Origin of the sequence: Streptomyces sp. NPDC059852, from assembly GCF_042731455.1 — a bacterium.
In the GTDB taxonomy this organism is placed as follows: Bacteria; Actinomycetota; Actinomycetes; order Streptomycetales; family Streptomycetaceae; genus Streptomyces.
The window spans coordinates 64,985-91,219 of record NZ_JBHWJK010000023.1 but is presented as its reverse complement, the minus strand read 5'-3'; the positions used below and the strand labels follow the sequence as shown (position 1 = coordinate 91,219).

Here is a 26,235-nt window from a genome sequence, read left to right as displayed (position 1 = left end):
CACGCCGGGGCCGTGCCGGGACGTAGGCTGGTCGTATCTCTCGTCCAGCAATCCGGAGCACCTTTTTCGTGAGCGACACCTCTCGTCGGCCCCGCAGGCCCGGCAAGCCCTACCGTCGGCCCCAGAAGGACCCCGTCCGCATCCTCGCCTTCGAGGCGCTGCGCGCCGTGGACGAGCGGGACGCGTACGCCAACCTCGTGCTGCCGCCGCTGCTGCGCAAGGCGCGCGAGAAGGGCGACTTCGACGGCCGGGACGCGGCGCTCGCGACCGAGCTGGTCTACGGGACACTGCGCCGGCAGGGCACGTACGACGCGGTCATCGCCGCCTGTGTGGACCGGCCGCTGCGTGAGGTGGACCCGCCGGTGCTCGACGTGCTGAGCCTCGGCACCCACCAGCTCCTCGGGACGCGCATCCCGACCCACGCGGCCGTGTCCGCCTCGGTGGAGCTGGCCCGCGTCGTGCTCGGCGACGGGCGCGCCAAGTTCGTCAACGCCGTGCTGCGCAAGGTGGCCCAGGACGACCTGGACGGATGGATCGGGCGGGTCGCCCCGCCGTACGACGACGACCCCGAGGACCATCTCTCCGTCGTGCACTCGCACCCGCGCTGGGTCGTCTCGGCGCTGTGGGACTCGCTCGGCGGCGGCCGGGCCGGCATCGAGCGCCTGCTGGAGGCCGACAACGAACGCCCCGAGGTGACGCTGGTCGCGCGCCCGGGCCGGGCCACGACCGAGGAACTGCTGGTTGAGGAGGCCGCCGTGCCGGGCCGCTGGTCCCCGTACGCCGTGCGGCTCGCCGAGGGCGGGGAGCCCGGCGCGATCGAGGCCGTGCGCGACGGGCGCGCGGGTGTGCAGGACGAGGGCAGTCAGCTCGTCGCGCTCGCCGTGGCCAACGCGCCGCTGGAGGGCCCCGACCGGCGCTGGCTGGACGGGTGCGCTGGACCCGGTGGCAAGGCGGCGCTGCTCGGCGCGATGGCCGCCGAGCGCGGCGCGCTGCTGGTCGCCTCCGAGAAGCAGCCGCACCGGGCCGGGCTCGTGGCCCGGGCGCTGGCCGGCAACCCGGGGCCGTACCAGGTGATCGCCGCCGACGGGACGCGGCCCGCGTGGCGGCCGGGCAGCTTCGACCGGGTGCTGGTGGACGTGCCGTGCACGGGTCTCGGCGCGCTGCGGCGCCGGCCCGAGGCGCGGTGGCGCCGGCGGCCGGAGGACCTGGACGGGTTCGGTCCGTTGCAGCGGGGTCTGCTGCGCAGCGCGCTGGACGCCGTGCGGGTGGGAGGCGTCGTCGGGTACGCCACCTGCTCCCCGCACCTCGCGGAGACCCGGGCCGTCGTGGACGACGTCCTCAAGCAGCGCACCGGTGTCGAACTGATCGACGCGCGCGGTCTGCTGCCGGGCGTGCCCGAGCTGGGGGAGGGACCCGACGTGCAGCTGTGGCCCCATGTGCACGGCACGGACGCGATGTACCTGGCGTTGATGCGGCGCGTGGCCTGACGCGGCCTCACTCACGCTTGGGCGGAGCTGCCGCCGGTTCCAGCCGGTTCGGCCACCACACGGCCGGGCCCACGTCCAGGAACAGGGACGTCACCAGGACCGAGCGCACGATGAACGTGTCCAGGAGCACGCCCAGGGCCACCGTGAAGCCGATCTCGGCGAAGGCGACCATCGGCAGGGTGCCGAGGGCGGCGAAGGTGCCCGCGAGGACCAGACCGGCCGAGGTGATGACCGCGCCCGTCGCGGCGAGGCCCGTGACCACGCCGGGGCGGGTGCCCTGGTGCGTGGCCTCCTCGCGGATGCGCGTGGTGAGGAAGATGTTGTAGTCGATGCCGAGGGCGACGAGGAAGACGAAGACGAACAGCGGGAAGTCCGTCGCCTCGCCCGCGTAGTCGAAGACGTGGCGGAACGCCAGCGCGCTGATGCCGAGGGCGGCCGTGAACGACAGGATCACCGTCCCGACGAGCAGCAGCGGCGCGATCAGCGCCCGCAGCAGGACGCTGAGGATCAGCAGGACCACGACCAGCACCAGCGGGATGATCAGGATGTTGTCGTGGGTGGTCGCCCGGTCCGCGTCCAGCAGCGCCGCCGTGCCGCCCCCCACCTTCGCGTCGGCGTCCGGCACCGCGTGCACGGCGTCCCGGACCCGCTCGACGGTCTGTTTGGCGGCCTCGCTGTCGGCCGGGGAGCTCATCGTCGCCTCGAAGAGCACCTTGCCGTCCCAGGACGCTGCGGTGCCCGGCGGCAGGCCGAGCGACGTGGGCACCACACCCTCCGTCTCCGCCACCGCGCGGCCCACCTGCACGGCCTGCGCCTTGTTGCTGACGATGACCAGCGGGTCGCCGCTGCCCGCCGGGAAGTACCGGGCCGAGACCTCCTGGCCGGCGATCGAGTCCGGTTTGTCCGTGAACGCGTCGGCGTTGCTCAGGCCCTCCGCGCGCAACTGGATGAGGCCGAGCGAGCAGATCGCCAGGGCCACGGCCGTGGCGACCCAGGTCGCGCGCGGCCGGCGGGAGATACGCCGGCCGAGCCGGGCCCAGACGCCCCGGTCGTCGGGGTTCTCCGAGCCGAGCCGCGGGATCACGGGCCAGAAGATCCAGCGGCCGAAGACCACCAGCAGCGCCGGGAACAGGGTCATCATCGCGAGCAGCGCGACCGCCACGCCGATCGCGGCCACCGGGCCGAGGCCGCTGGTGGAGTTCATCTCCGCCGCGAGCAGCACCAGCATGCTCACCACGACGGTCGCGCCGGACGCGATCACCGCCGGGCCGGCCCGGTGCAGGGCGCGCGCCATGGCCTCGTGGCGGTCGTCGTGGCGGCGCAGTTCCTCCCGGTAGCGGGCGACGAGCAGCAGGGCGTAGTCGGTCCCGGCCCCGAACACCAGCACCGTCAGGATGCCCGCGCTCTGCCCGTTCACGGTCAGGCCCCCGTGCCGCGCGAGCAGGTAGATGAGGGCCTGGGCGGTGAACAGGGCGACGATCACGGAGACCAGCGGCACCAGCAGCAGGGACGGGCTGCGATACGTGATCAGCAGCATCACGATGACGACCGCCATCGCCGCGAACAGCAGTGTGGAGTCGATGCCCTCGAACGCCTCGGCGAAGTCCGCCGAGGTGCCGCCGGGCCCCGTGATGTGCACGGCGAGCCCGGCACCCCCGTCACCGACGACGTCCCGGATGGAGTCGACCGCCGACGAGATGCGCTGCCAGCCGTTCTCGTCCATGGTGATCGGCACCAGGACCTGTGCCGCGCGCGGGTCGGTCTCCCGGTCGAAGACGGGTCCGCGGGTCTCGGCGCCCCGGATGCCGTGGGCGGTCAGCCGCTTGAGCTCGGCCACGTCCTCGGCGATCTCCGCCCGGTCCCGGGCCGTCAGACCGCCGTCACGGGCGTAGACCACGACCGCGGGGATCTGCTCCGGCCGGAAGTTCTCGGACAGATGCAGGACCTGGGTGGACTCGGCGGAGCCCGGCAGCCAGGACGCCGCGTCGTTGTCCTGCGCGTCCGTCAGCTTCTGGGCCAGCGGTGCCGTCACGAACAGCACCACCAGCCAGAGGATCAGCACGACCCACTTCGCACGCCGCCCGCACACCAGGTGCGCCACGCCTCGCGTCCCGGTCATGGGCACCCCCGCAGCCGTCCGACGACCCGGTCGGCCGCCCAGCATGGCACGCGCGGCCCGCCCCGGGCATACGACGATCGTCTGAGGTCTGGACCGGGGGTAACAATCGCGCCCGGGCATGGCAGGCTTGGGTCATGGCCGCGCAGATCAACCCCAGCATCCTGTCCGCCGATTTCGCCCGCCTCGCGGACGAGGCGAAGGCGGTCGACGGAGCCGACTACCTCCACGTCGACGTCATGGACAACCATTTCGTCCCGAACCTCACGCTCGGCGTGCCGGTCGTGGAGTCCCTGGCCCGTGCGACGGACACACCGCTGGACTGCCATCTGATGATCGAGGCGCCCGATCGTTGGGCGCCGCAGTACGTCGAGGCAGGCGCATCCTCCGTCACCTTCCATGTCGAGGCCGCCGCGGCTCCCGTCCGGCTGGCCCGGGAGATCAGGGCCAAGGGCGCCCGTGCCTCCATGGCGCTCAAGCCGGCCACGCCCATCGAGCCCTACGAGGACCTGCTCCCCGAGCTCGACATGCTGCTGGTCATGACCGTCGAACCCGGCTTCGGCGGGCAGGCGTTCCTCGACATCATGCTTCCCAAGATTCGCCGCACCCGCGAGTTGATCAGCAAGCACGGTCTGCAGCTCTGGCTCCAGGTCGACGGCGGCGTGTCGGAGTCCACGATCGAGCGGTGCGCCGAGGCGGGCGCCGACGTGTTCGTCGCCGGTTCGGCGGTCTACGGGGCCGACGACCCGGCGGAAGCGGTCCGCGCGCTGCGGGCCCGGGCCGACGAGGCCACCAGGACGGCCGGCTGGGCGTGCGGCCACTGAACCAAGGGAACGTGAACGCCCGCCCATCGGGGCGGATCGAGTGCGCCGGATCTGCAAGGATGAACGGCGAATCCAGAGTGTGAACAGCAGTGAGGAGATCGCCGTGTCGGGTATGTCGGCGGGCCGGTCAGCCATGCGGATGGGACCCGCTGAGCTGGTGCAGGCGGCGGCCATGGCCCGCCGCTTCTACCTCGAGGGGAAGTCCAAGATCCAGATCGCGGAGGAGTTCGGCGTCAGCCGCTTCAAGGTGGCCCGGGTCCTGGAGACCGCTCTCGAACGGGATCTGGTGCGCATCGAGATCCGCGTGCCGGCCGAACTGGACGCCGAGCGCTCGGACGCGCTGCGCGCCCGGTACGGTCTGCGGCACGCCGTGGTCGTCGAGTCCCCGGCCGACGCCGAGGAGACGCCCGACCCGGAGAACCTGGGAGAGGTGGCCGCCGACCTGCTCGGCGAGCTGGTCGACGAGGGGGACGTGCTGGGCCTGGCCTGGGGCCGGTCCACCATCCACATGGCCGCCGCCCTCAACCGGCTGCCCCCGTGCACGGTGGTCCAGCTGACGGGCGTGTACGACGCCGGGACCGCCGAGCGCGGCTCGGTGGAGGCCGTCCGGCGGGCCGCGCAGGTCTCCGGCGGCGACGCGCACCCCATCTACGCGCCGATGCTGCTCCCGGACGCGGCCACCGCGAAGGCTCTGCGGCACCAGACGGGCATCGCCCGCGCCTTCGAGTACTTCGACAAGGTCACGGTCGCCTGCGTCTCCATCGGCTCCTGGGAGCCGGGCATCTCGACGGTGCACGACATGCTCAGCGACGAGGAGCGGGCGCACTACGCCTCGCTCGGCGTCGCCGCCGAGATGTCCGCGCACCTCTTCGACGCCCAGGGCCGCCGGGTCGGCCGGGACCTCGGCGAGCGGTGCATCACCGTCAAGGCCGACCAGCTCCGCCGTATCCCCGAGGTCGTCGCGATCGCGGGCGGGGCGCGCAAGGCGGCCGCGATCGACGCGGTGCTGCGCTCGGGGCTCGTCACCAGCCTGGTGACGGACACCTCCGCGGCGGACGTGCTGATGACGGCCGGTCCGGCGCCGAAGCCGGCGCTCAGCAGGTCGGACCCGGACGGCAACTGACGACACGTCGGAGAGGGGGCGGCCCGGTGCCGCCCCCTCCCCGTATCGACGAACATCGGAGCGGCACGCGTATGACGGAGCTCGTGGTCACCCTGGACCTCGACGGGGTCACCGACAAGGCGGCGCTGATGGACCGCTGCGCGAGGGCCCTGCGGCTGCCGGACTGGTTCGGGCGCAACTGGGACGCGCTGGCGGACTCCCTGTCCGACCGCACCGTCTGGCCCGAGGACGCCCGGGAGCGGGGCCTGTGGCTCGTCGTACGGAACTGGCGGGGCTACGCGGACGCGCGGCCCGAGGAGTGGCGGGTGGCGCGGGACGTCCTCGCCGAGGCGGCGGACCGCACCCGGGACCTGACCGTGCTGCTCGATCTCGGAGGTTCCTCCAAGTAGGCCTCCGACCTGCTTGGACGATGTGACCGTTCAGGGCGTTCCGGTCAGCATGGGACAATGAAGTACGTGCTCTTCCCCCGGGCTGTCCTGTCCGGGGGCCACCTCTGATCGACTGGGATGTGCAGCACGTGCGTTTCCTCAACGACATCCAGCCCGCGTACGACCTGACGTACGACGACGTCTTCATGGTGCCGAGCCGCAGCGCGGTCGGCTCGCGGCAGGGCGTGGACCTCAGCTCCCCGGACGGCACGGGCACCACCATCCCGCTGGTCGTCGCCAACATGACCGCCATCGCCGGCCGCCGCATGGCCGAGACGGTGGCCCGGCGCGGCGGCCTGGTCGTCATCCCGCAGGACATCCCGATCGAGGTCGTCACGGACGTCGTCTCCTGGGTGAAGAGCCGCCACCACGTGCTCGACACCCCGATCGTGCTGGCCCCCCACCAGACCGTCGCCGACGCGCTGGCCCTGCTGCCCAAGCGCGCCCACAACGCCGGTGTGGTCGTCGACGAGGACCGGCGTCCGGTCGGTGTCGTCACCGACAGCGACCTGTCCGGGGTGGACCGCTTCACCCAGCTCGAGGTCGTCATGTCCCGCGACCTGCTGCTCCTGGACGCGGACATCGACCCGCGCGAGGCCTTCAACAAGCTCGACGCGCACAACCGGCGCTATGCCCCCGCCGTGGACGCCGACGGCCGTCTCGCGGGCATCCTGACCCGCAAGGGCGCCCTGCGCGCCACCCTGTACACCCCGGCCGTCGACGCCGAGGGCAAGCTGCGCATCGCGGCCGCCGTGGGCATCAACGGCGATGTGGCCGGCAAGGCCAAGCAGCTGCTCGACGCGGGTGTGGACACCCTGGTCATCGACACCGCGCACGGCCACCAGGAGTCGATGATCGCCGCCATCAGGACCGTGCGGGCGCTCGACCCCCAGGTGCCGATCGCCGCGGGCAACATCGTCGCCGCCGAGGGTGTGCGCGATCTGATCGAGGCCGGCGCGGACATCATCAAGGTCGGGGTCGGCCCCGGCGCCATGTGCACCACCCGCATGATGACCGGCGTCGGCCGCCCGCAGTTCTCCGCCGTGATGGAGTGCGCGGCCGAGGCGAGGAAGTACGGCAAGCACGTCTGGGCCGACGGCGGTGTCCGGCACCCCCGCGACGTCGCCATGGCGCTCGCCGCCGGCGCGTCCAACGTGATGATCGGGTCCTGGTTCGCCGGCACCTTCGAGTCGCCGGGTGACCTGCAGCAGGACTCCAGCGGGCGGCTCTACAAGGAGTCGTTCGGCATGGCGTCCGCGCGGGCCGTGGCCAACCGCACGTCGGAGGAGTCCGCGTACGACCGGGCCCGCAAGGCGCTGTTCGAGGAGGGCATCTCGACCTCGCGGATGTTCCTCGACCCGGACCGGCCCGGGGTGGAGGACCTGATCGACTCGATCATCGCGGGCGTGCGGTCCTCCTGCACCTACGCGGGAGCCGCCTCGCTGGAGGAGTTCGCCGAGAAGGCCGTCGTCGGCGTCCAGAGCGCGGCCGGCTACGCGGAGGGCAAGCCGCTGCACGCCAGCTGGAGCTGACGTCTCGTCAAACGGCCCCGGTTCTCCCGTACTTCTCGGGAGGGCGGGGGCCGTTTTCGTGTGCCGTTGTCCGCCGGAGAGCCCGGGTCCTGCCGTGATCGGGCGGCTTCCGGTGCGTGCGGGGTGTTCGCGCAGTTCCCCGCGCCCCTCACGGCGCCGTGTGCAACGGTCGACAGCCTTCCTGCAACGAAACCCCACCGAGTCGCCGGACACGCAATGATCTTGCGGGTATGCGCAAGGTTGCTGCATTTCAACCGCAACGCCGATCCTCGTAGGCTGTCGCCTCGAACGTGGCGTGGCAGGGACCCCGCTCGGTGGGTCCCCGCCCTGAGGGGATGCCGCCGGTCCCTGCCCGTCTGACCGGCAGCGACAAGGAGCCAGCGCGTGCTCGACCAAGGCGCACCCCCGCAGGACAGACACCGGACGGCCGCCGCCGCCCCCCGTGGGACCGGCGCGCGTCTGATGCGCCGCAAGCCCGTGGAACACCTGGTCGCCGAGGGTGGCCAGGGCGAGGGAGGGTCCCTGCGGCGCTCCCTCGGGCTGTGGCAGCTCACCATGATCAGCATCGGTGCCACCCTCGGCACCGGCATCTTCGTCGTCCTCGGCGACGCGGTCCCGGAGGCCGGCCCCGCGGTCACCCTGGCCTTCGTGATCGCCGGTCTCACCGCCCTCTTCTCGGCCCTGTCCTACGCCGAGCTGGCGGGCAGCATCCCCGTCGCCGGCTCCTCGTACTCGTACGCATACGCAACGATGGGCGAGCTGGTCGCCTGGATCTGCGGCTGGTGTCTGGTCCTGGAGTACGGCGTCTCCGTGGCCGCCGTCGCCGTCGGCTGGGGCGAGTACCTGAACGAACTGCTCGACGGGACCATAGGCGTCACCATCCCGTCCGTGCTGTCCTCCGCCCCCGGCGAGGGCGGTTTCATCAACCTGCCCGCGCTGATCGTCGTCCTGCTGGCGATGGTGTTCCTCCTCGGCGGCGTCCGCGAGTCCGCCCGCGCCAACACGATCATGGTCGCGGTCAAGATCGTGGCGCTGGTCCTGTTCTGCGCGGTCGGCTTCACCGGCTTCAAGTCCGGCAACTACGCCGACTTCATGCCGCTCGGCATGGCCGGGGTCAGCGCCGCCGGCGCCACCCTGTTCTTCTCCTACATCGGCTTCGACGCCGCCTCCACCGCGGGCGAGGAGGCCAAGGACCCCAAGAAGGACCTGCCGCGCGCGATCATGCTCTCGCTGATCATCGTGACCGCGCTGTACGTCCTCGTCGCCGGCGTCGCCGTCGGCGCCTGGAACTGGACCAAGTTCGAGGGCTCCCAGGCCTCCCTTGCCGCGATCATGAACGACGTCAGCGGCCAGACCTTCTGGGGCACCCTGCTCGCCCTCGGCGCGGTCATCTCCATCGCCAGCGTGGTCCTCACCGTCCTTTACGGCCAGACCCGCGTCCTGTTCGCCATGTCCCGCGACGGCCTCGTCCCCAAGGCCCTCGGCAAGGTCCACCCGAAGACCGGCGCCCCCCGCCTCAACACGGTGATCGTGTCGCTGTTCTGCGGCGCGCTGGCCGCCCTCATCCCGCTGGGCAAGCTGGTCGACGCCACCAGCATCGGCACGCTGTTCGCCTTCGCGCTGGTCAACATCGCGGTGATCGTGCTGCGCAGGAAGCGGCCGGAGCTGGAGCGCACCTTCCGGGTGCCGTTCGGTCCGGTCCTGCCGGTGCTCGGCTTCCTGTTCTGCGTGTACAACATGGCCAGCCTCGACACCGTCACCTGGGTGGTCTTCGGGTGCTGGATGGCCGCCGGACTCGTGTTCTACTTCCTGTACGGGTATCGCCGGTCCCGTCTCGCCGTACCTGAAGTGAAGTGAACCGCCCGCAGTGCTGAACGATCTCGACGAACGCATCGTGCACGCCCTCGCCGAGGACGCCCGCCGCTCCTACGCCGACATCGGGCACCTGGTCGGCCTGTCCGCGCCCGCCGTGAAGCGGCGTGTGGACCGGCTGCGGGCCACCGGGGCCATCACCGGCTTCACGGTCCGCGTGGACCCGTCGGCCCTGGGCTGGGAGACCGAGGGGTTCGTCGAGATCTACTGCCGGCACAACACCTCGCCGGAGACGATCCGGCGAGGTCTTGAGCCGTACCAGGAGGTCGTGGCCGCGTCGACCGTCACCGGCGACGCGGACGCCGTGGTGCAGGTCTTCGCCTCCGACATGCGGCACTTCGAACGGGTCCTGGAGCGGATCGCCGGGGAGCCGTTCGTGGAGCGCACCAAGTCGGTGCTGGTGCTCTCCCCGCTGTTGCGCCGCTTCTCCTCCGGCTCGCCCACCTGAGAGCCGCCCCGGCGCCTATCATCGGTGTCATGACCTGGCGACATTGATCCACCAGCCGTGCCTCCCGAGGTCCGCCCCGGACGCCGTACCCCCGGTGTCCGCGACGTCCCTGCGGGAAGGCCCCATGACACTCTCACCCACGCGTGTGCCCACGACCGGCGTACGGCGCCTGACGGCCACGCTGTACGGCTACGCGTTCCTCGACGACTTCGTCCTGCTCTATCCGGTGTACGCGCTGCTCTTCGCCGACACCGGCCTGCCGCTCTGGCAGATCTCCTCGCTGTTCGCCCTGTGGTCGCTCACCGCCGTGCTCCTGGAGGTGCCCTCGGGCGTCTGGGCCGACACGGTCTCCCGGCGCCGGCTGCTGTGGATCGGCCCGCTGCTCACCGCCGCCGGCTTCGCGCTGTGGGTGACCGTGCCGTCGTACGCCGCCTTCGCGGTCGGCTTCGTGCTGTGGGGTGCGGGCGGGGCGCTCGGCTCCGGCGCGCTGGAGGCCCTCGTCTACGACGAACTGGACCGGCGTGAAGCCGCTGGCCGGTACGCGCGCGTCATGGGCCGGGCCCGGGCCGCGCGCCTGCTGGGCACCGTGGCCTCCCTCGGTCTCGCCGGGCCGGTGCTCGCCTGGGGCGGCTACCCGGCCGTCGGCGGCGCGAGCGTCCTGGCCTGCCTGGTGACCGCCGCGGTGGCCACCCTGTTCCCCGAGCGGCGCGAGCGCCCGGCCGGCGGCCATGGCGGCTGGGCCGGGACGCTGCGGTTCGGGCTCGCCGAGGTGCGCGGCGACCGGGCCGTGCGCGGCGCGCTGCTGCTGGTCCCGGCCGTCGCGGCGGTGTGGGGCGCGCTGGACGAGTACGTCCCGCTCCTGGTCCGCGACCTCGGGGTGGCCGAGTCGGCCGTGCCGTACCTGGTCATGCTGGTCTGGGCGGCCGTCACCGCCGGGAGCCTGCTGGCCGGGCCGGCCGAACGCCTCGGCACCAGGGGGCTGGCGGCGCTGCTCGCGGGCGCGGCCCTCGCGCTGGCGGTCGGCGCGGCGTCCCGCACCGTGGCCGGGATCGTCCTGGTCGGCGTCGCCTTCGCCGGGTTCCAGCTGGCCGAGGTGCTCGCCGACGTCCGCCTCCAGCACCGGATCGACGAGTCCCGCAGGGCCACGCTCACCTCGGTGGCGAGCCTCGGCACCGAGCTGGCCACGATCGCCGCGTTCGGTGTGTACGCCCTGCTCGGCACGGACCTCGCCCACGGCACCGTCTTCGCGGTGCTGGCGGTGCCGTATCTCGTGACGGCGGCCGCGCTGACCAGGGCCAGGACCTCCCGAAGGTGACCGATGAGGGTGCGGGGGACGGTCCCCGCACCCGGGTCGCGCAACGAATCGCCGCGAAGCCGTCCTGGAACGCAACGAACCGCTCACCGGCGCGCAACGGCTCCTTCTTGTCCCTGCCAGCCGGCCGACCGTACCTTCTTCATGGCCCCCACAACCCCCCTTTCGCCCCGGTGAGGACACATGCGCACCGCCCTGCTCCAGAGCTCCGGCCGCCCCGGCTCCACCGTCGAGAACCTCAAGGTCCTCGACGAGGCCGCGGGCCGCGCCGCCGCCGCGGGCGCCGGGCTGCTGGTGACGCCGGAGATGTTCCTCACCGGGTACGCGATCGGCGACGACATCGCCCGGCTCGCCGAGCCCGCCGACGGCGCGTACGCCGACGCGGTCGCCGGGACCGCCGTACGGCACGGGCTCGCGATCGCCTACGGCTACCCCGAGCGGGCCGGCGACGCCGTGTACAACTCCGCGCAGCTGGTCTCCGCCGACGGCGCCCGGCTCGCCGACTACCGCAAGACACACCTGTTCGGCTGCTTCGAGCGCGACCACTTCACGCCGGGGGACCGGCAGGTCGTCCAGACCGAGGTCGACGGCGTCCGGGTCGGGATCCTGATCTGCTACGACGTCGAGTTCCCCGAGAACGTCCGCGCCCACGCGCTGGCCGGCACCGAGCTGCTGATCGTCCCGACCGCGCAGATGCACCCGTTCCAGTTCGTCGCCGAGTCGATGATCCCGGTGCGGGCCTTCGAGAACCAGATGTACGTCGCGTACGTCAACCGCGTCGGCCAGGAAGGGGAGTTCGAGTTCGTCGGCCTCTCCACGCTCGCCGGCCCCGACGGCATCGCCCGCACCCGCGCGGGCCGCGCCGAGGACCTGGTCCTCGCCGACGTCGACCCCGCCCTCGTCGCCGCCTCCCGCGAGGCCAACCCGTATCTGCGGGACCGCCGCCCCGGCCTGTACGGGTCCCTCGTCTGAACCTCCCCGCTCTTCCCCCGCAGTCGCAGTCGCAAGGAGTCCGCACCCCATGACGTCCACGGTGCCCACCGCCGTCCAGCACGCCGACGAGCAGCAGCCGCCGATCACCATGTTCGGCCCGGACTTCCCCTACGCGTACGACGACTTCCTGAACCACCCGGCCGGCCTCGGCCAGATACCCGCCACCGAGCACGGCACCGAGGTCGCCGTCATCGGCGGCGGCCTGTCCGGCATCGTCGCCGCCTACGAACTGATGAAGATGGGCCTCAAGCCCGTCGTCTACGAGGCCGACCAGATCGGCGGCCGGCTGCGCACCGTCGGCTTCGACGGCCCCAGCACCGAGGGCCTGACCGCCGAGATGGGCGCGATGCGCTTCCCGCCGTCCTCCACGGCCCTCCAGCACTACATCGACCTGGTGGGCCTGGAGACCCGGCCCTTCCCCAACCCCCTGTCGGAGGCCACCCCTTCGACCGTCGTCGACCTCAAGGGCGAGTCGCACTACGCCGAGACGATCGACGACCTGCCGCAGGTCTACCGCGACGTCGCCGCCGCCTGGAACAAGTGCCTGGAGGAGGGCGCCGACTTCTCCGACATGAACCAGGCCATGCGCGAGCGGGACGTGCCGCGCATCCGCGAGATCTGGTCCAAGCTCGTCGAGAAGCTCGACAACCAGACCTTCTACGGCTTCCTCTGCGACTCCGAGGCCTTCAGGTCCTTCCGGCACCGTGAGATCTTCGGCCAGGTCGGCTTCGGCACCGGCGGCTGGGACACCGACTTCCCCAACTCCATCCTGGAGATCCTGCGTGTCGTCTACACGGAGGCCGACGACCACCACCGCGGCATCGTCGGCGGCTCCCAGCAGCTGCCGCTGCGCCTGTGGGAGCGCGAGCCGGAGAAGATCGTCCACTGGCCGTACGGGACGTCCCTGAAGTCCCTGCACGTCGACGGCGCCCCGCGTCCGGCCGTCACCCGGCTGAACCGCGCCGCCGGCAACCGGATCACCGTGACCGACGCGACCGGCGACATCCGTACCTACCGGGCGGCGATCTTCACCGCCCAGTCCTGGATGCTGCTCTCCAAGATCGCCTGCGACGACTCGCTCTTCCCGATCGACCACTGGACCGCGATCGAGCGCACCCACTACATGGAGTCCAGCAAGCTCTTCGTGCCCGTGGACCGGCCTTTCTGGCTGGACAAGGACGAGGAGACCGGGCGGGACGTCATGTCGATGACGCTCACCGACCGGATGACGCGCGGCACCTACCTGCTGGACGACGGCCCGGACAGGCCCGCCGTCATCTGCCTCTCCTACACCTGGTGCGACGACAGCCTGAAGTGGCTGCCGCTGTCCGCGCAGGAGCGGATGGAGGTCATGCTGAAGTCGCTCGGCGAGATCTACCCGAAGGTCGACATCAGGAAGCACATCATCGGCAACCCGGTGACGGTCTCCTGGGAGAACGAGCCCTACTTCATGGGCGCGTTCAAGGCCAACCTGCCCGGCCACTACCGCTACCAGCGGCGCCTGTTCACCCACTTCATGCAGGACCGCCTGCCCGAGGACAAGCGGGGCATCTTCCTCGCCGGCGACGACATCTCCTGGACCGCCGGCTGGGCCGAGGGCGCCGTCCAGACCGCGCTGAACGCGGTGTGGGGCGTCATGCACCACCTGGGCGGCACCACGGACGCCACCAACCCGGGTCCGGGCGACGTCTACGACGAGATCGCGCCGGTCGAGCTGCCGGAGGACTGACCCGGCTCAGAGTCCGGCGGCCCGCACCTTCTCGTACACCTCCGCGGCGGCGTCCTTGAGCTCCTGGGCGTCGCGCGTGTTCGTCTGGAGGTCGAGCAGGGCCTCGTCGACGCCGACCTCGGCGTACGCGGCGAGGTCCGCCACGATCTGGTCGGCGCTGCCCTGGAAGGGCTGGCGGTCCGCGCCGTCGTAGGGCGTGGCGGAGTACAGGGCGTTGACCCGCGGCACCCGCTCGATCGGCCGGGTCCGCCCGCGCTCGGCCGCGAGCTCCTGCAGTCGCCGCCACCCGGCGGCGTACGCGTCGACGTCCATGGCGACCGGGATCCAGCCGTCGCCGAGGTCGACGACCCGCCCGAGGGCCCGGTCGCCGGCCGCGGCCACCAGGACCGGGATCGGGCGGGCGGGCTTGGGGCCGATCACGGCCGCGTCGATCTTCGCCGTACGGCCCTCGAAGGACACCGGGTCCGGGCCCCACACCGCCCGGCACACCTTGATGACCTCCTCCAGGAGGCCGCCGCGCCGGTTGTGCGGTCCGATGGCCGCGGCGGCGAACTCGTCGGTCGACCAGCCCGTGCCCAGTCCCAGGACGACCCGACCGCCGCTCGCCGCGTCCAGCGTGGCGAAGGCCTTCGCGAGCTGGACCGCGCCGTGCAGCGGGGCGACCGTCACCCCGGTGCCGAGCCGGACCCGTTCGGTGACCGCCGCGGCCAGGGCCAGCGTGACCAGGGGATGGGCCATCCCGCGGTACCAGTCAGGCCAGGGCAGCCCCGGCACGTCGTACAGGCCCTGGGTGGGCGACTCGGGGACCAGCAGCCGCTCGTAGACCCAGACGCTGTCGTAGCCGGTCCGCTCGGCGGCGCGGGCCACGTCCGTCACGTCCTTGGTCAGGTCGTACTGCCGCAGCTGGGGAAGACCGAGTCCGAGGCGGATGGCCATGGCGGAGAGCTCCTTCGCGATCGGCGGACCCCCACCGGCCAACGTACTGAAGGCCCGGGGAACCGCCACTCGGCGGCCGCTCAGTCGCGCAGCGGGGTCAGCAGCATGCGCCCGGCCAGTCCCACGGCCGCGTCCAGCCGCTCGGTGAACTCCCCGGCCAGATCGGGGAGTCGGCGCAGCGCCCACAGGGCACGCGCCGCCGCCCAGGTGGCGTCCCGCGCCCGCTCCAGACTCCAGGAGCCGAGCAGATGGGTGAGCGGGTCCGCGATCCGGAACAGGTCGGGCCCCGGCATCAGCTCCTCGCGGATCTGCTCCTCCAGCGAGATGAGCAGATCGCCCACCCGGTCGAACTCGTCCTCCAGGTCGGTGGGTTCGCAGCCGAGGCTACGGCAGGCGTCCACCACGGCGAGCGCGAGATCGTGCCCGATGTGCGCATTGATGCCCGCGAGCGCGAACTGCAGCGGCCGTACGCCCGGATGGCGGCGCATCTGGAACAGGGGCCGCCAGCAGGCGGGCGGACGCCGGCTTTCCTCCGCCGTCTCCACGGCCGTGAGATACCGTTCCGCGAACCGCACGTCCAGGGTGATCGCGGCGCGCGCGTCGGGGAACCGCCCGGCGTCGATGTGCCGGTCGACGGCCTCGGTGACGGTGAGGTAGACGCGGTTGAAGACGGCGACCCCGTCGCGCTCGGGCAGCCTCGCGTCGAGGGCGCGCATACGGGAGAGGACGGCGTCCACGGGGGTGGTGAATTGTTCGCATTGCGCCATGGGGGCAGAGTCCCAGCTTTAGGCTGACCGGAGTGACGGCGGGCCCGGCGCTTCCCCAGAACGGGGGAACGCGCCTGCCGTGGGGGAGGGGGAGCAGGACGGTGCCAGGCACACGCGCCCGGCGACTGGCGTCACGCAGGGCCGCGCGCAGGAGGACCGGACGGCGCAGCGCCATGGTCGCCGCGGCCTCGGTCGTGGTGGCCGTCGGCACGACGACCGGGCTGATCTCCGCCCTCGACGGTGGGCCGGACCCGACGGAGGCCGGGCCGTCCGAGAAGACGCGTTCGGTGCGCCTCGACGCGCTGCCCGTCGCGCCCTCCGCGTCGCCGTCGCCCACCGCGTCCCCCTCCGCCTCGGCCTCGCCGAGCCCGCGGCGGACGGCGTCCGCGACGCCCTCGAAGACCCCGGAGCGGACGCGGCGCGCGGCGCCGGTCTCCACCGGGCTCTACCGCCACCCGGACTCCCAGGTGCAGGAATGGGTCCGCGACCACCCCGGCGACCCCCGGTACGCCGTCATCCAGTCCCGGATCGCCGCCCAGCCGGCCGCGGTGTGGTTCGCCGACTTCACGCCGGACACCATCACCGCCCGGGTCCGCGCGGTCACCTCGGCCGGCGCGGCGCAGGGCCGCACCCCGGTGGTCGTGCCGTACGTGATCCCGGACCGTGACTGCGGCGGGTACTCCGAGGGCGGGGCGCCCGGCCTGGCCGCGTACGACGCGTGGATCGACCGGTTCGCCGCCGGGCTGGGCTCCGGTGACGTCGTCGTCGTCCTGGAGCCGGACTCCGTGGCCCAGTCCGAGTGCCTCTCCGCGGGGGAGCGCGCCGCGCGCTTCGCGTCGCTGGCCCGGGCCGGCCGGGTCATCAAGTCCGCCAACCCCCGGGCCCGCGTGTACTACGACGCCGGGCACTCCGGCTGGCACACGCCGGCCAGGCAGGCGGGATGGCTGCGGCAGGCGGGTGCCGCCTCGGCCGCGTCCTCCGACGGCGTCTTCAGCAACGTCTCCAACTTCCACACCACGGCCGCCGAGATCGCCTACGACCGGCGGGTCCTCGACGCCCTCGGCGGCGGGCCGGGCCTGGGCGCCGTCATCGACACCAGCCGCAACGGCGCCGGCGCCCCGCCGGACGGTGAGTGGTGCGACCCGTCGGGCCGCAAGCTGGGGCGGGCGCCCACCCTCGCGACCGGCGAGGCCCGGATCGACGGCTATCTGTGGGTCAAGCTGCCGGGGGAGTCGGACGGCTGCAAGGGGGAGCCCGGCACCTTCACCGCCTCCTACGCCTACGAACTGGCGCGCTGAGGCCCCTCGCCGGCGCTTCCCTCGTCGTACGACGACGTGCCCTCGTCGAGCAGCGGCTGCTGCGTCCTGAGGTGGGCCGGGGCGAACGCCCGCAGCGCGTGGTAGCCGGTGATGACGACCAGGGTGCCCAGCGCGATGCCGCTCAGCTCGAAGGTGTCGGTGATCTCCAGCGTCACGTTGCCGACACCGATGATGATGCCCGCGGCGGCCGGCACCAGGTTCAGCGGATTGCGCAGGTCGACCTCGGCGTTGATCCAGATCTGCGCGCCGAGCAGGCCGATCATGCCGTACAGGATGACGGTGATGCCGCCGAGGACGCCGCCGGGGACGGCGGCCACCACCGCGCCGAACTTGGGGCAGAGCCCGAAGAGGAGGGCGAAGCCGGCGGCGGCCCAGTAGGCGGCCGTCGAGTAGACGCGGGTCGCGGCCATCACGCCGATGTTCTCGGAGTACGTGGTGTTGGGCGGGCCGCCCACGGCGGTGGACAGCATCGAGGCGGCGCCGTCCGCGGAGATCGCGGTGCCCAGCTTGTCGTCGAGGTTGTCGCCGGTCATCTCGCCGACGGCCTTCACGTGCCCGGCGTTCTCGGCGACGAGCGCGATGACCACGGGCAGCGCCACGAGGATCGCGGACCACTGGAACGACGGGCCGTGCAGCTCGGGCAGGCCGATCCAGTCGGCCTTCGAGACTCCGGACAGGTCGAGCCGCCAGTGGTCGGTGAGCTTGCCGCTCGCGTCGACCGAGTGGATACGGCCGAAGACCCGGTCGAACACCCAGGACAGGGCGTATCCGAGGACCAGGCCCAGGAAGATCGCGATCCGGGACCAGAAACCGCGCAGGCAGACCACGGCCAGACCGGTGAACAGCATCACGAGCAGGGCCGTCCACTGGTCCTGCGGCCAGTAGGTGGAGGCGGTCACGGGGGCGAGGTTGAAGCCGATCAGCATGACCACCGCGCCGGTCACGATCGGCGGCATCGCGACATGGATGACGCGCGCTCCGAACCGCTGCACGGCGAGGCCGACCAGGAACAGCGCCGCGCCGACCACGAGGACCGCGCCGGTCACGACCGCGCTCGACCCGCCGTCCGCCCGGATGACGGCGGCGACGCCCACGAAGGACAGCGAGCAGCCGAGGTAGCTGGGCACCCGGCCGCGCGTGGCCAGCAGGAAGATCACCGTGGCGACGCCGGACATCATGATCGCCAGGTTGGGGTCGAGTCCCATGAGGACCGGTGCCACGAAACTGGCGCCGAACATCGCGACCACGTGCTGGGCGCCGAGCCCGACCGTGCGCGGCCAGGACAGCCGCTCGTCCGGGCGGACCACCGCGCCGGGCGCCGGAGTGCGTCCGTCTCCGTGCAGTTTCCAGCGGACGCCGAGATCCATGGTGCGGTTTCGCTTTCGTCGTGCGAACGAGGGGTCCGGACCATTGTCCGGTACACCGACCGGGCCGCCGACCCGGGGCCACCTCGGATTCTGAGCGTCCGCTTAGGATGGTGGGGTCCTCTCGTACGTCCCAGGAGTCCCGCCGTGACCGCCGAAGCCCTGCCCCTGTCCGCCCCGTCCCACGGCCGGCTCGTGCCCGTCACCGTGCACTTCGACGACCTCGACGCGCTCGGGCTGCTGCACAACGCCCGCTACCCGCTGATGGTCGAGCGGGCGTGGACCGAGCTGTGGCAGGAGCACGGATTCCGCTTCGAGGGCGACTGGGTGGCCGCGGGTGACGCCTGCAACGCGGTCAAGGAACTGCGCATCACCTACGAGGCGCCGGTGACGAAGCCCGGCGCCTACGCGGTGCACCTGTGGCTGGAGCGCCTCGGCACCACCGGGCTGACGTACGGCTTCCGCTTCTGCTCGTCCGACGGCTCGGTGACCTACGCGCACGGCAGCCGGGTGCTGGTCCGGCTCGACGCCCGGACGCTGCGCCCGGCGCCGTGGAGCGAGGAGTTCAGGGCCGCGGGCCGGGAACTGCTGCGTCCGGCCGGCTGACCTTCGGGCGGTCGCGGTCGGCGGTGCGCAGGACGCCCGCGAACGCCGCGAGGCCCGAGGCGAGCAGGGTGACCAGGCAGAACGACACCACCAGGCTGGTGAGCTGGGCGAGCCCGCCGATCGCGCTGGGGGCGACCAGCCCCGAGGTGTAGGTGATGGTCGCGACGCCCGCGATGGCGAGCGAGGGGTTGGAGCCGCTGCGGCCCGCCGCCGCGAAGCACAGCGGCACGACCACCGCGATGCCGAGGCCCAGCAGCGCGAACCCGGTCATCGCCAGGGCCGGGGCGTCCGCGACGACGACCAGCAGCCCGCCGAGCGTCGCGAGGACGCCGCTGGCCCGGACCGTGCGCACCGAGCCGAAACGGTCCACGACCCGGTCGCCGGCGATCCGGGCGATCGCCATCGTGAGCGTGAAGCCCGTGGTGCACGCGGCCGCCAGGCCCGCAGAGGTGTCCAGCTGGTCCCGCAGATACACCGCCGACCAGTCCAGGCTCGCGCCCTCCGCGAAGACCGCGCAGAAGCCGACGGCCCCGATGAGCAGGGCGGACCGGGGCGGCAGCGCGAACCGGGGCGGCGGGTCCTCGTCCTCGGCGGGCTGCAGGTCCAGCACCCACCGGCAGGCCGCCACCCCGAGCACGGTCAGCACCGCCGCCGCGAGCGCGTGGTGCAGGCGCGCGTCCGAGCCCAGGTGCGCCGCGAGGGTGCCGGCCGCGGAGCCGATCAGGGCGCCGGCGCTCCACATGCCGTGCAGCCCGGACATGATCGAACGGCCCAGGCGGCCCTCCACCTCGACGCCGAGGGCGTTCATCGCCACGTCCGCCATGCCCGCCGTGGCGCCGAAGGCGAACAGGGCCAGGCACAGGGCAGGGAGGTTGGGCGCCAGCGAGGGCAGGGCCAGGGCGAGCGTCCACAGCGCCATCAGCCCGCGCAGTGCGTTGCGGGCCCCGAAGCGGTGCGTGACCCGCCCCGCGAGCGGCATCGCGAGGGAGGCGCCGAGCGCCGGGAACGCCAGCGCCAGACCGAGCTGGCCGGCGCTGACCCCGGCGTGGTCCTGGATCCACGGCACCCGGGTCGCGAACGACCCGGTGACGGCGCCGTGCGCGGCGAAGACGGCGGCCACGGCGTACCGGGCACGCCTGACCTCCCGCAGGTCGTAGACCTTCCCAGCGGTCCCGCTCATGAAGTGACCCCCTCCTGGCCCTCGCCTCCGCGCGGTCCGGCCGTAAACTATCAGGAACCCTGCCTGATAGATAGGGTGCCGGGACGCCGCCCGTCGCCGCGCGCGGCCCCGCCGATCTGGAAGGATCCCGGCATGCCCGCATCCCCGAGCACCGCCCGGGCCATCAACGACCGGGTCGCCCTGCGCCTGCTGCAGCAGGAGGGCCCGCTGACGGCCGGCCAGCTGAAGCAGCTCACCGGGCTGTCCCGGCCGACCGTCGCCGACCTCGTCGAGCGCCTCACGGACGCCGGCCTGATCACCGTCGTCGGCGAGGCGGGAGAGCAGCGCCGCGGCCCGAACGCCAGGCTGTACGGCATCGTCGCGGACCGCGCCCATCTCGCCGCGCTGGACGTCCGTACCGAGGGCGTCTCCGTGGCCGTGTCCGACCTGATCGGCACCGTGCTCGCCGAGGCGTCCGTGCCCATCGGCGACGGCACCTCGACGGGCCCCGCCGTCGAGCGAGCCGTCGCCCTCGTCGAGCGGGCCGTGAAGGAGGCCGGCGCGGACCGGCTGCACACCGTGGGCATCGGCGCCCCCGGCCTGATCGACCCGGCCAGCGGCGACCTGCGCGACTCCTCCGGCCTGCCCCCGTGGCACCGCGGCCTCGTCGCGACCCTCCAGGAGCGGTTCCCCGAGGCCCGCGTCAGCGTCGAGAACGAGACCAACCTCGCCGCCCTCGCCGAACAGCGCGACGGCGCGGCCCGCGACGGCGACACCTTCGTCCTGCTGTGGCTCGGGCACGGCACCGGGGCCGCCGTCGTCCTCGACGGGGCGCTGCGCCGCGGGGCGTCCGGCGGCACCGGCGAGATCGGCTTCCTGCCGGTGCCCGGCACCACAGGGCTGCCGTCCGCTACGGACTGCGCGGGCGGCTTCCACTCGCTGGCGGGCTCGGCGGCGATCGCACGGCTGGCGGCGGAGCACGGCATCCCGGCCGAGGACGCCCACGCATCGGCCGCCGCCCGCCTGGTGGGGGAGGCGGTGGCGCGTCCCGGCGAGGCCCAGCCGTTCCTCGACGCCCTCGCGGACCGCATCGCGCTCGGCGTGGCCTCGGTCGTCGCCGTCCTCGACCCCGGCTGTGTGGTCCTCGGCGGCGAGGTCGGACAGGCCGGCGGCCCGCCGCTCGCCGCTCTGGTCGAGGAACGGGTACGGCGGATGTCGCCCCTGCTGGTCGCGGTCCGCCCGAGCGCCCTCGGCGGCACGGCGGTCCTGCGCGGAGCCCTCCTGACGGCCCGCGACCGGGCCCAGGAGGTCCTGTTCGCGCCGCCGCCGGGGCGCTGAGACGCCCTAGGACCGGTGACCGGAGCGCCGGTCCAGGTACTCCTCGAACGTCCCCTTGCCCACCGCGTGTTCGGGCGCGAGGTGCCCGCCGGAGCGGAAGGCGCGGTACGCCCGGCCCCACAGCGGCACGCTCACCACGAGACGCCTGCGGCCCGTGGCCTTCAGATAGGCGCGGGCCAGCGAGTCGAAGGTCCGCACCTCCGGGCCGCCCATGTCCGTGACGCGTCCGGCGGGCTCCCCCTCGGCCAGTCCGGCCAGCCGGTCCGCGACCTCGGCGACCTCGATCGGCTGGTCCTTCACCCGGGCCGGCAGCAGTACGACCGGCAGTTTGGCGAGGGCGCCCAGCATCCGCGCGGGCAGATCGTGGAACTGGGTCGCGCGCAGCACGGTCCAGCCCAGCCCCGACTCCTCGACCAGCCGCTCCACGGCGAGCTTGCTGCGGTAGTAGCCGAACGGCACCCGGTCCACGCCGACGATCGAGATGTAGACCAGGTGGCGCACCCCGGCCCCGCGCGCGGCGGCGATCAGATGCCGCGCCGCGTCCTCGTCGCCGCCGTTCGGTGAGCTCGCGCAGTGCACGACCGTGTCCACGCCGGCCATCGCGGTGTCCAGCCCCGGCCCGCCCTTGCGCAGGTCGACGGCGTACGGCTGCGCGTGCCGGCTGAGCACCCGCACCTCGTGCCCGTCCGCCCGCAGCCGCTCGGTGACGAGCCGGCCGAGCGTTCCGGTCCCGCCGGTCACCAGCATCGTGGTCATCGTGTTCAGCCCCTTCGCGACGCGGACACTCCCGGTTCGGAGCATCCCTCGCAGTACCTGACGGAGCATCCCGGGGAGATGTGACATCCGGTCGTGGCCGAAGGGGCGAGCTTGGGGAGACCCGGCGGCGGGCAAGGGCCGTCGTCACCGCCGCCGGGCGCTCTCGTGGGTGCGGCGGGGCGCCGAGTCCCCGCCGCGCACCGCTGACAGTAGAGAGGACTAGACCACAGCGTCAATAGGTATGGACCAATCGCAAAGCTCCGCCGGCGCGGGGGAGTTGAGAGCCTCGCCGCTCGCCTGGAAAGTCCGGGGAAGTGTCCTGTGAGCCACCCCACACCCTTCGCCCGTATGGACGTCCATCGGTCGTGGCACACTGGCCATGTACCACAAGCAGCGCACTCCGGGGTCGGTGAAAGTCCGAACCGGCGGTTACAGTCCGCGACCCGGTCGCCTCCAGCGACCGGTTGACCAGGTGAAATTCCTGGACCGACGGTTAAAGTCCGGATGGGAGGCAGTGCGCGGCGGGCGAGCCTTGTGCGCGCCGCCGTACCGGTTCGTCCATGGGGCGGACCCTCGTCCGGCGTCGCCCCCAGTGCCCTCGCTCGTACATTCTGTCGTCATCGACAGCCCCGGAGTCCGTGCCCCTATGAGGCAGGAGGACCCGGGAAGTGTTCACCGGAATCGTCGAAGAGCTGGGCCACGTCACGGCCGTCGAGACCCTCGGCGACGCCTGTCGCTTCCGACTGCGCGGCCCTGTCGTCACCGACGGCGCCAAGCACGGCGACTCCATCGCGGTCAACGGCGTCTGCCTGACGGTCGTCGACCACGAGGGCGACGAGTTCACCGCCGACGTCATGGCCGAGACCCTCAAGCGCTCCAGCCTGGGCGCCCTCACCGTGGGCTCCCGCGTCAACCTGGAGCGGCCCACCGCCGTGGGCGACCGCCTCGGCGGGCACATCGTCCAGGGACACGTCGACGGCACCGGCCAGGTCCTTCAGCGCACCCCCTCCGAGCACTGGGAGATCGTGAGGATCTCCCTGCCCGCGGACCTCTCCCGCTACGTCGTGGAGAAGGGCTCCATCACGGTCGACGGCATCAGCCTCACCGTCGTCGAGGCCGGAGCCGACTTCTTCACCGTCAGCCTCATCCCGACCACCCTCGACCTGACCACGCTCGGCCACAAGCAGCCCGGCGACCCGGTCAACCTCGAGGTCGACGTCATCGCCAAGTACGTCGAGCGGATGCTGGGCGACCGCCTCTCCTCCGAAGGGACGGCCACGCGGTGAACTCGCTGAACTCCGAGGCGTTCACGCTGTTCGGCCAGCACATCCTCTGGTCGGACATGATCGGCAACCTCTTCGGCCTGGCCGCCCTCGCCCTCGGCTGGCGGCGCTCCCTGTGGACCTGGCCCGTGCAGTTCCTCGCCGGGCTGATCCTCTTCGGCGCCTTCTTCGGGCACCTCACCGGCAGTGCGGGCAAGCAGGCCGTCGTCATGGTCGTCGCCCTGTACGGCTGGTGGCAGTGGCAGCGCGGCAAGGGCCGCGGCGAGGACGGCCACATCGCCCCCCGCTTCGCCACCTGGCCCGAGCGCGCGGCCATGCTCGGCGCCGCCGCCATCGGCACCGTCGGGGTCGCGCTGCTGTTCAAGGCGTACCCGACGCTGTCCTGGGACCCCTGGCCGGACGCCTACATCTTCGTCGGCACCGTCGTCGCCATGTACGCCCAGGCGCGCGGCATGGTCGAGTTCTGGTTCGCCTGGCTCCTCGTCGACCTGGTCGGCGTCCCCCTCAACTTCGCCAACGGCTACGCCTTCTCCGGCTTCGTCTACGTCATCTACGGCGCACTCGTCCTGTGGGGCATGCGCGACTGGTGGCTGCGCTCCCGCAACGACGCGCGGCCCGTCCTGGAAGGAGCGCCGGCATGACCGCGGCACCGATTCTGTACAGCGCCGAGAGCGCCGAGGACCTCCGACTCGACCCGATCGAGCGGGCCGTCGCCGACATCGCGGCCGGCCGCCCCGTCGTGGTCGTCGACGACGAGGACCGCGAGAACGAGGGCGACCTCGTCATCGCCGCCGAACACGCGACGCCCGAGATCGTCGCCTTCATGATGAGCGAGTGCCGCGGACTGATCTGCGCGCCCATGGAGCCCGACGAGCTCGACCGGCTCGAACTGCCCCAGATGGTGGCGGACAACACCGAGTCGATGAAGACGGCGTTCACCGTCTCCGTCGACGCCTCCGGCGAGCACGGCGTGACCACCGGCATCTCCGCCTCCGACCGGTCCACCACCCTCCAGCTCCTGGCGAGCGGCACGGCCCGGCCCTCGGACCTCGTCCGCCCCGGCCACATCTTCCCGCTGCGCGCCCGGCCCGGCGGTGTCCTCGTCCGCAACGGGCACACCGAGGCCGCCGTCGACCTCGCCCGGCTCGCCGGACTGCGCCCGGCCGGCGCCATCGTGGAGATCGCCGGCGAGGACGGCGAGATGCTGCGGCTGCCCGAGCTGATCCCGTTCGCCCGCAAGCACGGCCTGACGATCGTCTCCATCGCCGACCTCGTCGCCTACCGCCGCGAGTCCGAGCACCCCCAGCCCGTGCAGCCGACCGCCCCCGACGAGGACCGGCTCGCCGCCGACTCCACCGTCCGGCGCGAGGCCGAGGTCCATCTCCCCACCGCCCACGGCACGTTCACGGCCTACGGCTACCGCTCCACCGTCGACGGCGTCGAACACGTCGCCCTCGTCCACGGTGAGATCGGCGACGGCGAGGACGTCGTGGTCCGCGTCCACTCCGAATGCCTCACCGGTGACGTCTTCGGCTCCCAGCGCTGCGACTGCGGACCCCAGTTGGAGGCCGCGCTGGACCGCATCCAGGACGAGGGCCGCGGTGTCGTCGTCTACCTGCGCGGCCACGAGGGCCGGGGCATCGGCCTGATGTCCAAACTGCGCGCCTACGAACTGCAGGAGCGCGGCCGCGACACCCTCGACGCCAACCTCGAACTCGGCCTGCCCGCCGACGCCCGCGACTACGGCGCCGGCGCGCGCATCCTCGCCGACCTCGGCGTGCGCAGCGTGCGTCTGCTGACCAACAACCCCGACAAGTCCGACGCGCTGCTCGCCCACGGCATCCAGGTCGGCCAGCGCGAGCCGATGCCCGTCCAGGCGGGCGAGCACAATCTGCGGTACCTGCGCACCAAGCGCGACCGGATGGGGCACGACCTGCCCTGGCTGGACCCCGAGCCCGCGGTCCCGGCCCCGTCCGCCCTGTCCACCTGCACCACCCAGTAAGACCACACCGAGGAGACACGAGAACGTGAGCGGCAAGGGCGCACCGGAGCTGTCCGTACGCAATGTGGGTGACCTGCGGGTCGCCGTCATCGCGGCACAGTGGCACGAGAAGGTGATGGACGGACTGGTCGACGGCGCGCTGCGCGCCCTGCACGACCTGGGGATCGACGAGCCGACCCTGCTCAGGGTCCCCGGCAGCTGGGAGCTCCCGGTCGTCGCCAAGGTCCTCGCGGGCCGGGGCTACGACGCGATCGTGGCCCTGGGGGTCGTCATCCGCGGCGGCACCCCCCACTTCGAGTACGTGTGCCAGGGCGTCACCCAGGGCCTCACCCAGGTGTCGGTCGACACCGGCGTGCCCGTCGGGTTCGGCGTGCTCACCTGCGACACCGAGGAGCAGGCCCTCGACCGGGCCGGCATCGAGGGCTCCAGCGAGGACAAGGGGCACGAGGCGGTGACCGCGGCCGTGGCGACGGCGGCGACCCTGCGCTCAGTATCCGAACCCTGGCGCTGACGAACGGCACATGTGGCATAGGCTGAGCGTCACCATGTCCAAGAAGACGTTCGAGGAGCTCTTCACCGAGCTCCAGCACAAGGCCGCCCAGGGCGATCCCGCCACCTCCCGCACCGCCGAACTCGTCGAGAAGGGCGTCCACGCCATCGGCAAGAAGGTCGTCGAGGAGGCCGCCGAGGTCTGGATGGCCGCCGAGTACGAGGGCAAGGACGCCGCCGCCGAGGAGATCTCGCAGCTGCTCTACCACGTCCAGGTGATGATGGTCGCCCGCGGGATCTCCCTGGACGACGTCTACGCCCACCTCTGAGCACCACCACCCCACCCCACCGC

At 72.6% G+C, this 26,235-nt stretch carries 24 protein-coding genes and 1 riboswitch; of the genes, 18 read left to right on the top strand and 6 right to left on the bottom strand.

The annotated features are described in order from the left end of the window. The first annotated feature begins 68 nt into the window (after positions 1-68). Positions 69-1,487 carry an RsmB/NOP family class I SAM-dependent RNA methyltransferase gene (locus ACFV46_RS26160; RefSeq protein WP_385499950.1) on the top strand — a complete coding sequence of 473 codons (1,419 nt, stop codon included), beginning with the start codon at positions 69-71 and terminating at the stop codon, positions 1,485-1,487. A 7-nt stretch (positions 1,488-1,494) separates the two neighbouring features. On the opposite strand, the gene ACFV46_RS26155 is transcribed toward ACFV46_RS26160, so the two are convergent. Then, on the bottom strand, positions 1,495-3,606 hold the full coding sequence (locus tag ACFV46_RS26155) for an MMPL family transporter (RefSeq protein ID WP_385499948.1): 2,112 nt from the start codon (positions 3,604-3,606) through the stop codon (positions 1,495-1,497). Between the two features lie 134 nt (positions 3,607-3,740). Here ACFV46_RS26155 and rpe point away from each other — a divergent pair, with 134 nt between their 5' ends. The 9 genes from rpe (at position 3,741) to ACFV46_RS26110 (ending at position 13,864) form a co-directional block, all read left to right on the top strand. Next, entirely contained in the window at positions 3,741-4,427 is a 687-nt protein-coding gene (gene rpe / locus ACFV46_RS26150) for a ribulose-phosphate 3-epimerase (RefSeq protein WP_151783036.1), read from the top strand. A gap of 79 nt (positions 4,428-4,506) precedes the next feature. Continuing rightward, positions 4,507-5,550 carry a sugar-binding domain-containing protein gene (locus ACFV46_RS26145; RefSeq protein WP_361934468.1) on the top strand — a complete coding sequence of 348 codons (1,044 nt, stop codon included), beginning with the start codon at positions 4,507-4,509 and terminating at the stop codon, positions 5,548-5,550. 71 nt (positions 5,551-5,621) lie between these two features. After that, the gene (locus ACFV46_RS26140) at positions 5,622-5,939 is read left to right on the top strand and encodes a barstar family protein (protein ID WP_385499946.1); all 318 of its coding nucleotides are present in this window, start codon (positions 5,622-5,624) and stop codon (positions 5,937-5,939) included. Between the two features lie 128 nt (positions 5,940-6,067). Continuing rightward, positions 6,068-7,510: a GuaB1 family IMP dehydrogenase-related protein gene (locus ACFV46_RS26135; RefSeq protein ID WP_361934519.1), complete on the top strand. Its 1,443-nt coding sequence runs from the start codon at positions 6,068-6,070 to the stop codon at positions 7,508-7,510. 384 nt (positions 7,511-7,894) lie between these two features. Continuing rightward, positions 7,895-9,367: an amino acid permease gene (locus tag ACFV46_RS26130; RefSeq protein WP_361934462.1), complete on the top strand. Its 1,473-nt coding sequence runs from the start codon at positions 7,895-7,897 to the stop codon at positions 9,365-9,367. A 10-nt stretch (positions 9,368-9,377) separates the two neighbouring features. Continuing rightward, positions 9,378-9,830 (top strand): Lrp/AsnC family transcriptional regulator, encoded by a 453-nt coding sequence (locus ACFV46_RS26125; protein WP_361934459.1) that lies wholly within the window; start codon positions 9,378-9,380, stop codon positions 9,828-9,830. A 124-nt stretch (positions 9,831-9,954) separates the two neighbouring features. Then, entirely contained in the window at positions 9,955-11,145 is a 1,191-nt protein-coding gene (locus tag ACFV46_RS26120) for an MFS transporter (RefSeq protein ID WP_385499944.1), read from the top strand. Positions 11,146-11,325: 180 nt separating this feature from the next. Next, a complete protein-coding gene (locus ACFV46_RS26115; RefSeq protein WP_361934453.1) occupies positions 11,326-12,114 on the top strand; it encodes a carbon-nitrogen hydrolase family protein in 789 nt (262 codons plus the stop codon). A 49-nt stretch (positions 12,115-12,163) separates the two neighbouring features. After that, positions 12,164-13,864, top strand: coding sequence for a flavin monoamine oxidase family protein (locus tag ACFV46_RS26110; protein ID WP_385499943.1), 1,701 nt, complete (start codon positions 12,164-12,166; stop codon positions 13,862-13,864). A gap of 6 nt (positions 13,865-13,870) precedes the next feature. Here the strand turns inward: ACFV46_RS26110 and ACFV46_RS26105 are convergent, their stop codons facing one another. Both ACFV46_RS26105 and ACFV46_RS26100 read right to left on the bottom strand, forming a co-directional pair. Next, positions 13,871-14,800: an LLM class F420-dependent oxidoreductase gene (locus ACFV46_RS26105; protein WP_385499942.1), complete on the bottom strand. Its 930-nt coding sequence runs from the start codon at positions 14,798-14,800 to the stop codon at positions 13,871-13,873. An 80-nt stretch (positions 14,801-14,880) separates the two neighbouring features. Then, positions 14,881-15,567: a DUF5995 family protein gene (locus tag ACFV46_RS26100; RefSeq protein WP_385499940.1), complete on the bottom strand. Its 687-nt coding sequence runs from the start codon at positions 15,565-15,567 to the stop codon at positions 14,881-14,883. Positions 15,568-15,740: 173 nt separating this feature from the next. Between ACFV46_RS26100 and ACFV46_RS26095 the strand changes: the two genes are divergently transcribed. Then, positions 15,741-16,865, top strand: coding sequence for a glycoside hydrolase family 6 protein (locus ACFV46_RS26095; protein ID WP_385499959.1), 1,125 nt, complete (start codon positions 15,741-15,743; stop codon positions 16,863-16,865). Here ACFV46_RS26095 and ACFV46_RS26090 read toward each other — a convergent pair. Then, positions 16,847-18,253 carry a uracil-xanthine permease family protein gene (locus ACFV46_RS26090; protein ID WP_385499938.1) on the bottom strand — a complete coding sequence of 469 codons (1,407 nt, stop codon included), beginning with the start codon at positions 18,251-18,253 and terminating at the stop codon, positions 16,847-16,849. The two genes, ACFV46_RS26095 and ACFV46_RS26090, sit on opposite strands and share 19 nt — an antisense overlap. A gap of 144 nt (positions 18,254-18,397) precedes the next feature. Between ACFV46_RS26090 and ACFV46_RS26085 the strand changes: the two genes are divergently transcribed. After that, positions 18,398-18,856: a thioesterase family protein gene (locus ACFV46_RS26085; RefSeq protein WP_151783025.1), complete on the top strand. Its 459-nt coding sequence runs from the start codon at positions 18,398-18,400 to the stop codon at positions 18,854-18,856. On the opposite strand, the gene ACFV46_RS26080 is transcribed toward ACFV46_RS26085, so the two are convergent. Beyond that, entirely contained in the window at positions 18,816-20,036 is a 1,221-nt protein-coding gene (locus ACFV46_RS26080; protein ID WP_361934437.1) for an MFS transporter, read from the bottom strand. The genes ACFV46_RS26085 and ACFV46_RS26080 overlap by 41 nt on opposite strands. Before the next feature lie 132 nt (positions 20,037-20,168). On the opposite strand from ACFV46_RS26080, the gene ACFV46_RS26075 reads away from it, so the two are divergent. Continuing rightward, positions 20,169-21,353 (top strand): ROK family transcriptional regulator, encoded by a 1,185-nt coding sequence (locus ACFV46_RS26075; RefSeq protein ID WP_385499937.1) that lies wholly within the window; start codon positions 20,169-20,171, stop codon positions 21,351-21,353. A gap of 6 nt (positions 21,354-21,359) precedes the next feature. On the opposite strand, the gene ACFV46_RS26070 is transcribed toward ACFV46_RS26075, so the two are convergent. Next, positions 21,360-22,109: an NAD(P)H-binding protein gene (locus ACFV46_RS26070; protein WP_361934431.1), complete on the bottom strand. Its 750-nt coding sequence runs from the start codon at positions 22,107-22,109 to the stop codon at positions 21,360-21,362. A gap of 391 nt (positions 22,110-22,500) precedes the next feature. Continuing rightward, positions 22,501-22,631, top strand: a riboswitch (FMN riboswitch). Positions 22,632-22,777: 146 nt separating this feature from the next. Here ACFV46_RS26070 and ACFV46_RS26065 point away from each other — a divergent pair. The 5 genes from ACFV46_RS26065 to ACFV46_RS26045 are packed head-to-tail and all read left to right on the top strand — an operon-like array spanning position 22,778 to position 26,212. Further along, positions 22,778-23,395, top strand: a complete 618-nt coding sequence (locus tag ACFV46_RS26065; protein ID WP_086868032.1) for a riboflavin synthase — start codon at positions 22,778-22,780, stop codon at positions 23,393-23,395. Continuing rightward, complete coding sequence (locus ACFV46_RS26060; protein ID WP_364921350.1) at positions 23,392-24,033, top strand: nicotinamide mononucleotide transporter family protein; 642 nt, start codon at positions 23,392-23,394, stop codon at positions 24,031-24,033. The genes ACFV46_RS26065 and ACFV46_RS26060 overlap by 4 nt, the downstream gene beginning before the upstream one ends. Then, a complete protein-coding gene (locus ACFV46_RS26055; protein ID WP_385499934.1) occupies positions 24,030-25,394 on the top strand; it encodes a bifunctional 3,4-dihydroxy-2-butanone-4-phosphate synthase/GTP cyclohydrolase II in 1,365 nt (454 codons plus the stop codon). The genes ACFV46_RS26060 and ACFV46_RS26055 overlap by 4 nt, the downstream gene beginning before the upstream one ends. A gap of 25 nt (positions 25,395-25,419) precedes the next feature. Next, entirely contained in the window at positions 25,420-25,905 is a 486-nt protein-coding gene (gene ribH, locus ACFV46_RS26050; RefSeq protein ID WP_004002733.1) for a 6,7-dimethyl-8-ribityllumazine synthase, read from the top strand. 34 nt (positions 25,906-25,939) lie between these two features. Then, the gene (locus ACFV46_RS26045; RefSeq protein ID WP_361934420.1) at positions 25,940-26,212 is read left to right on the top strand and encodes a phosphoribosyl-ATP diphosphatase; all 273 of its coding nucleotides are present in this window, start codon (positions 25,940-25,942) and stop codon (positions 26,210-26,212) included. Positions 26,213-26,235 lie beyond the last annotated feature (23 nt).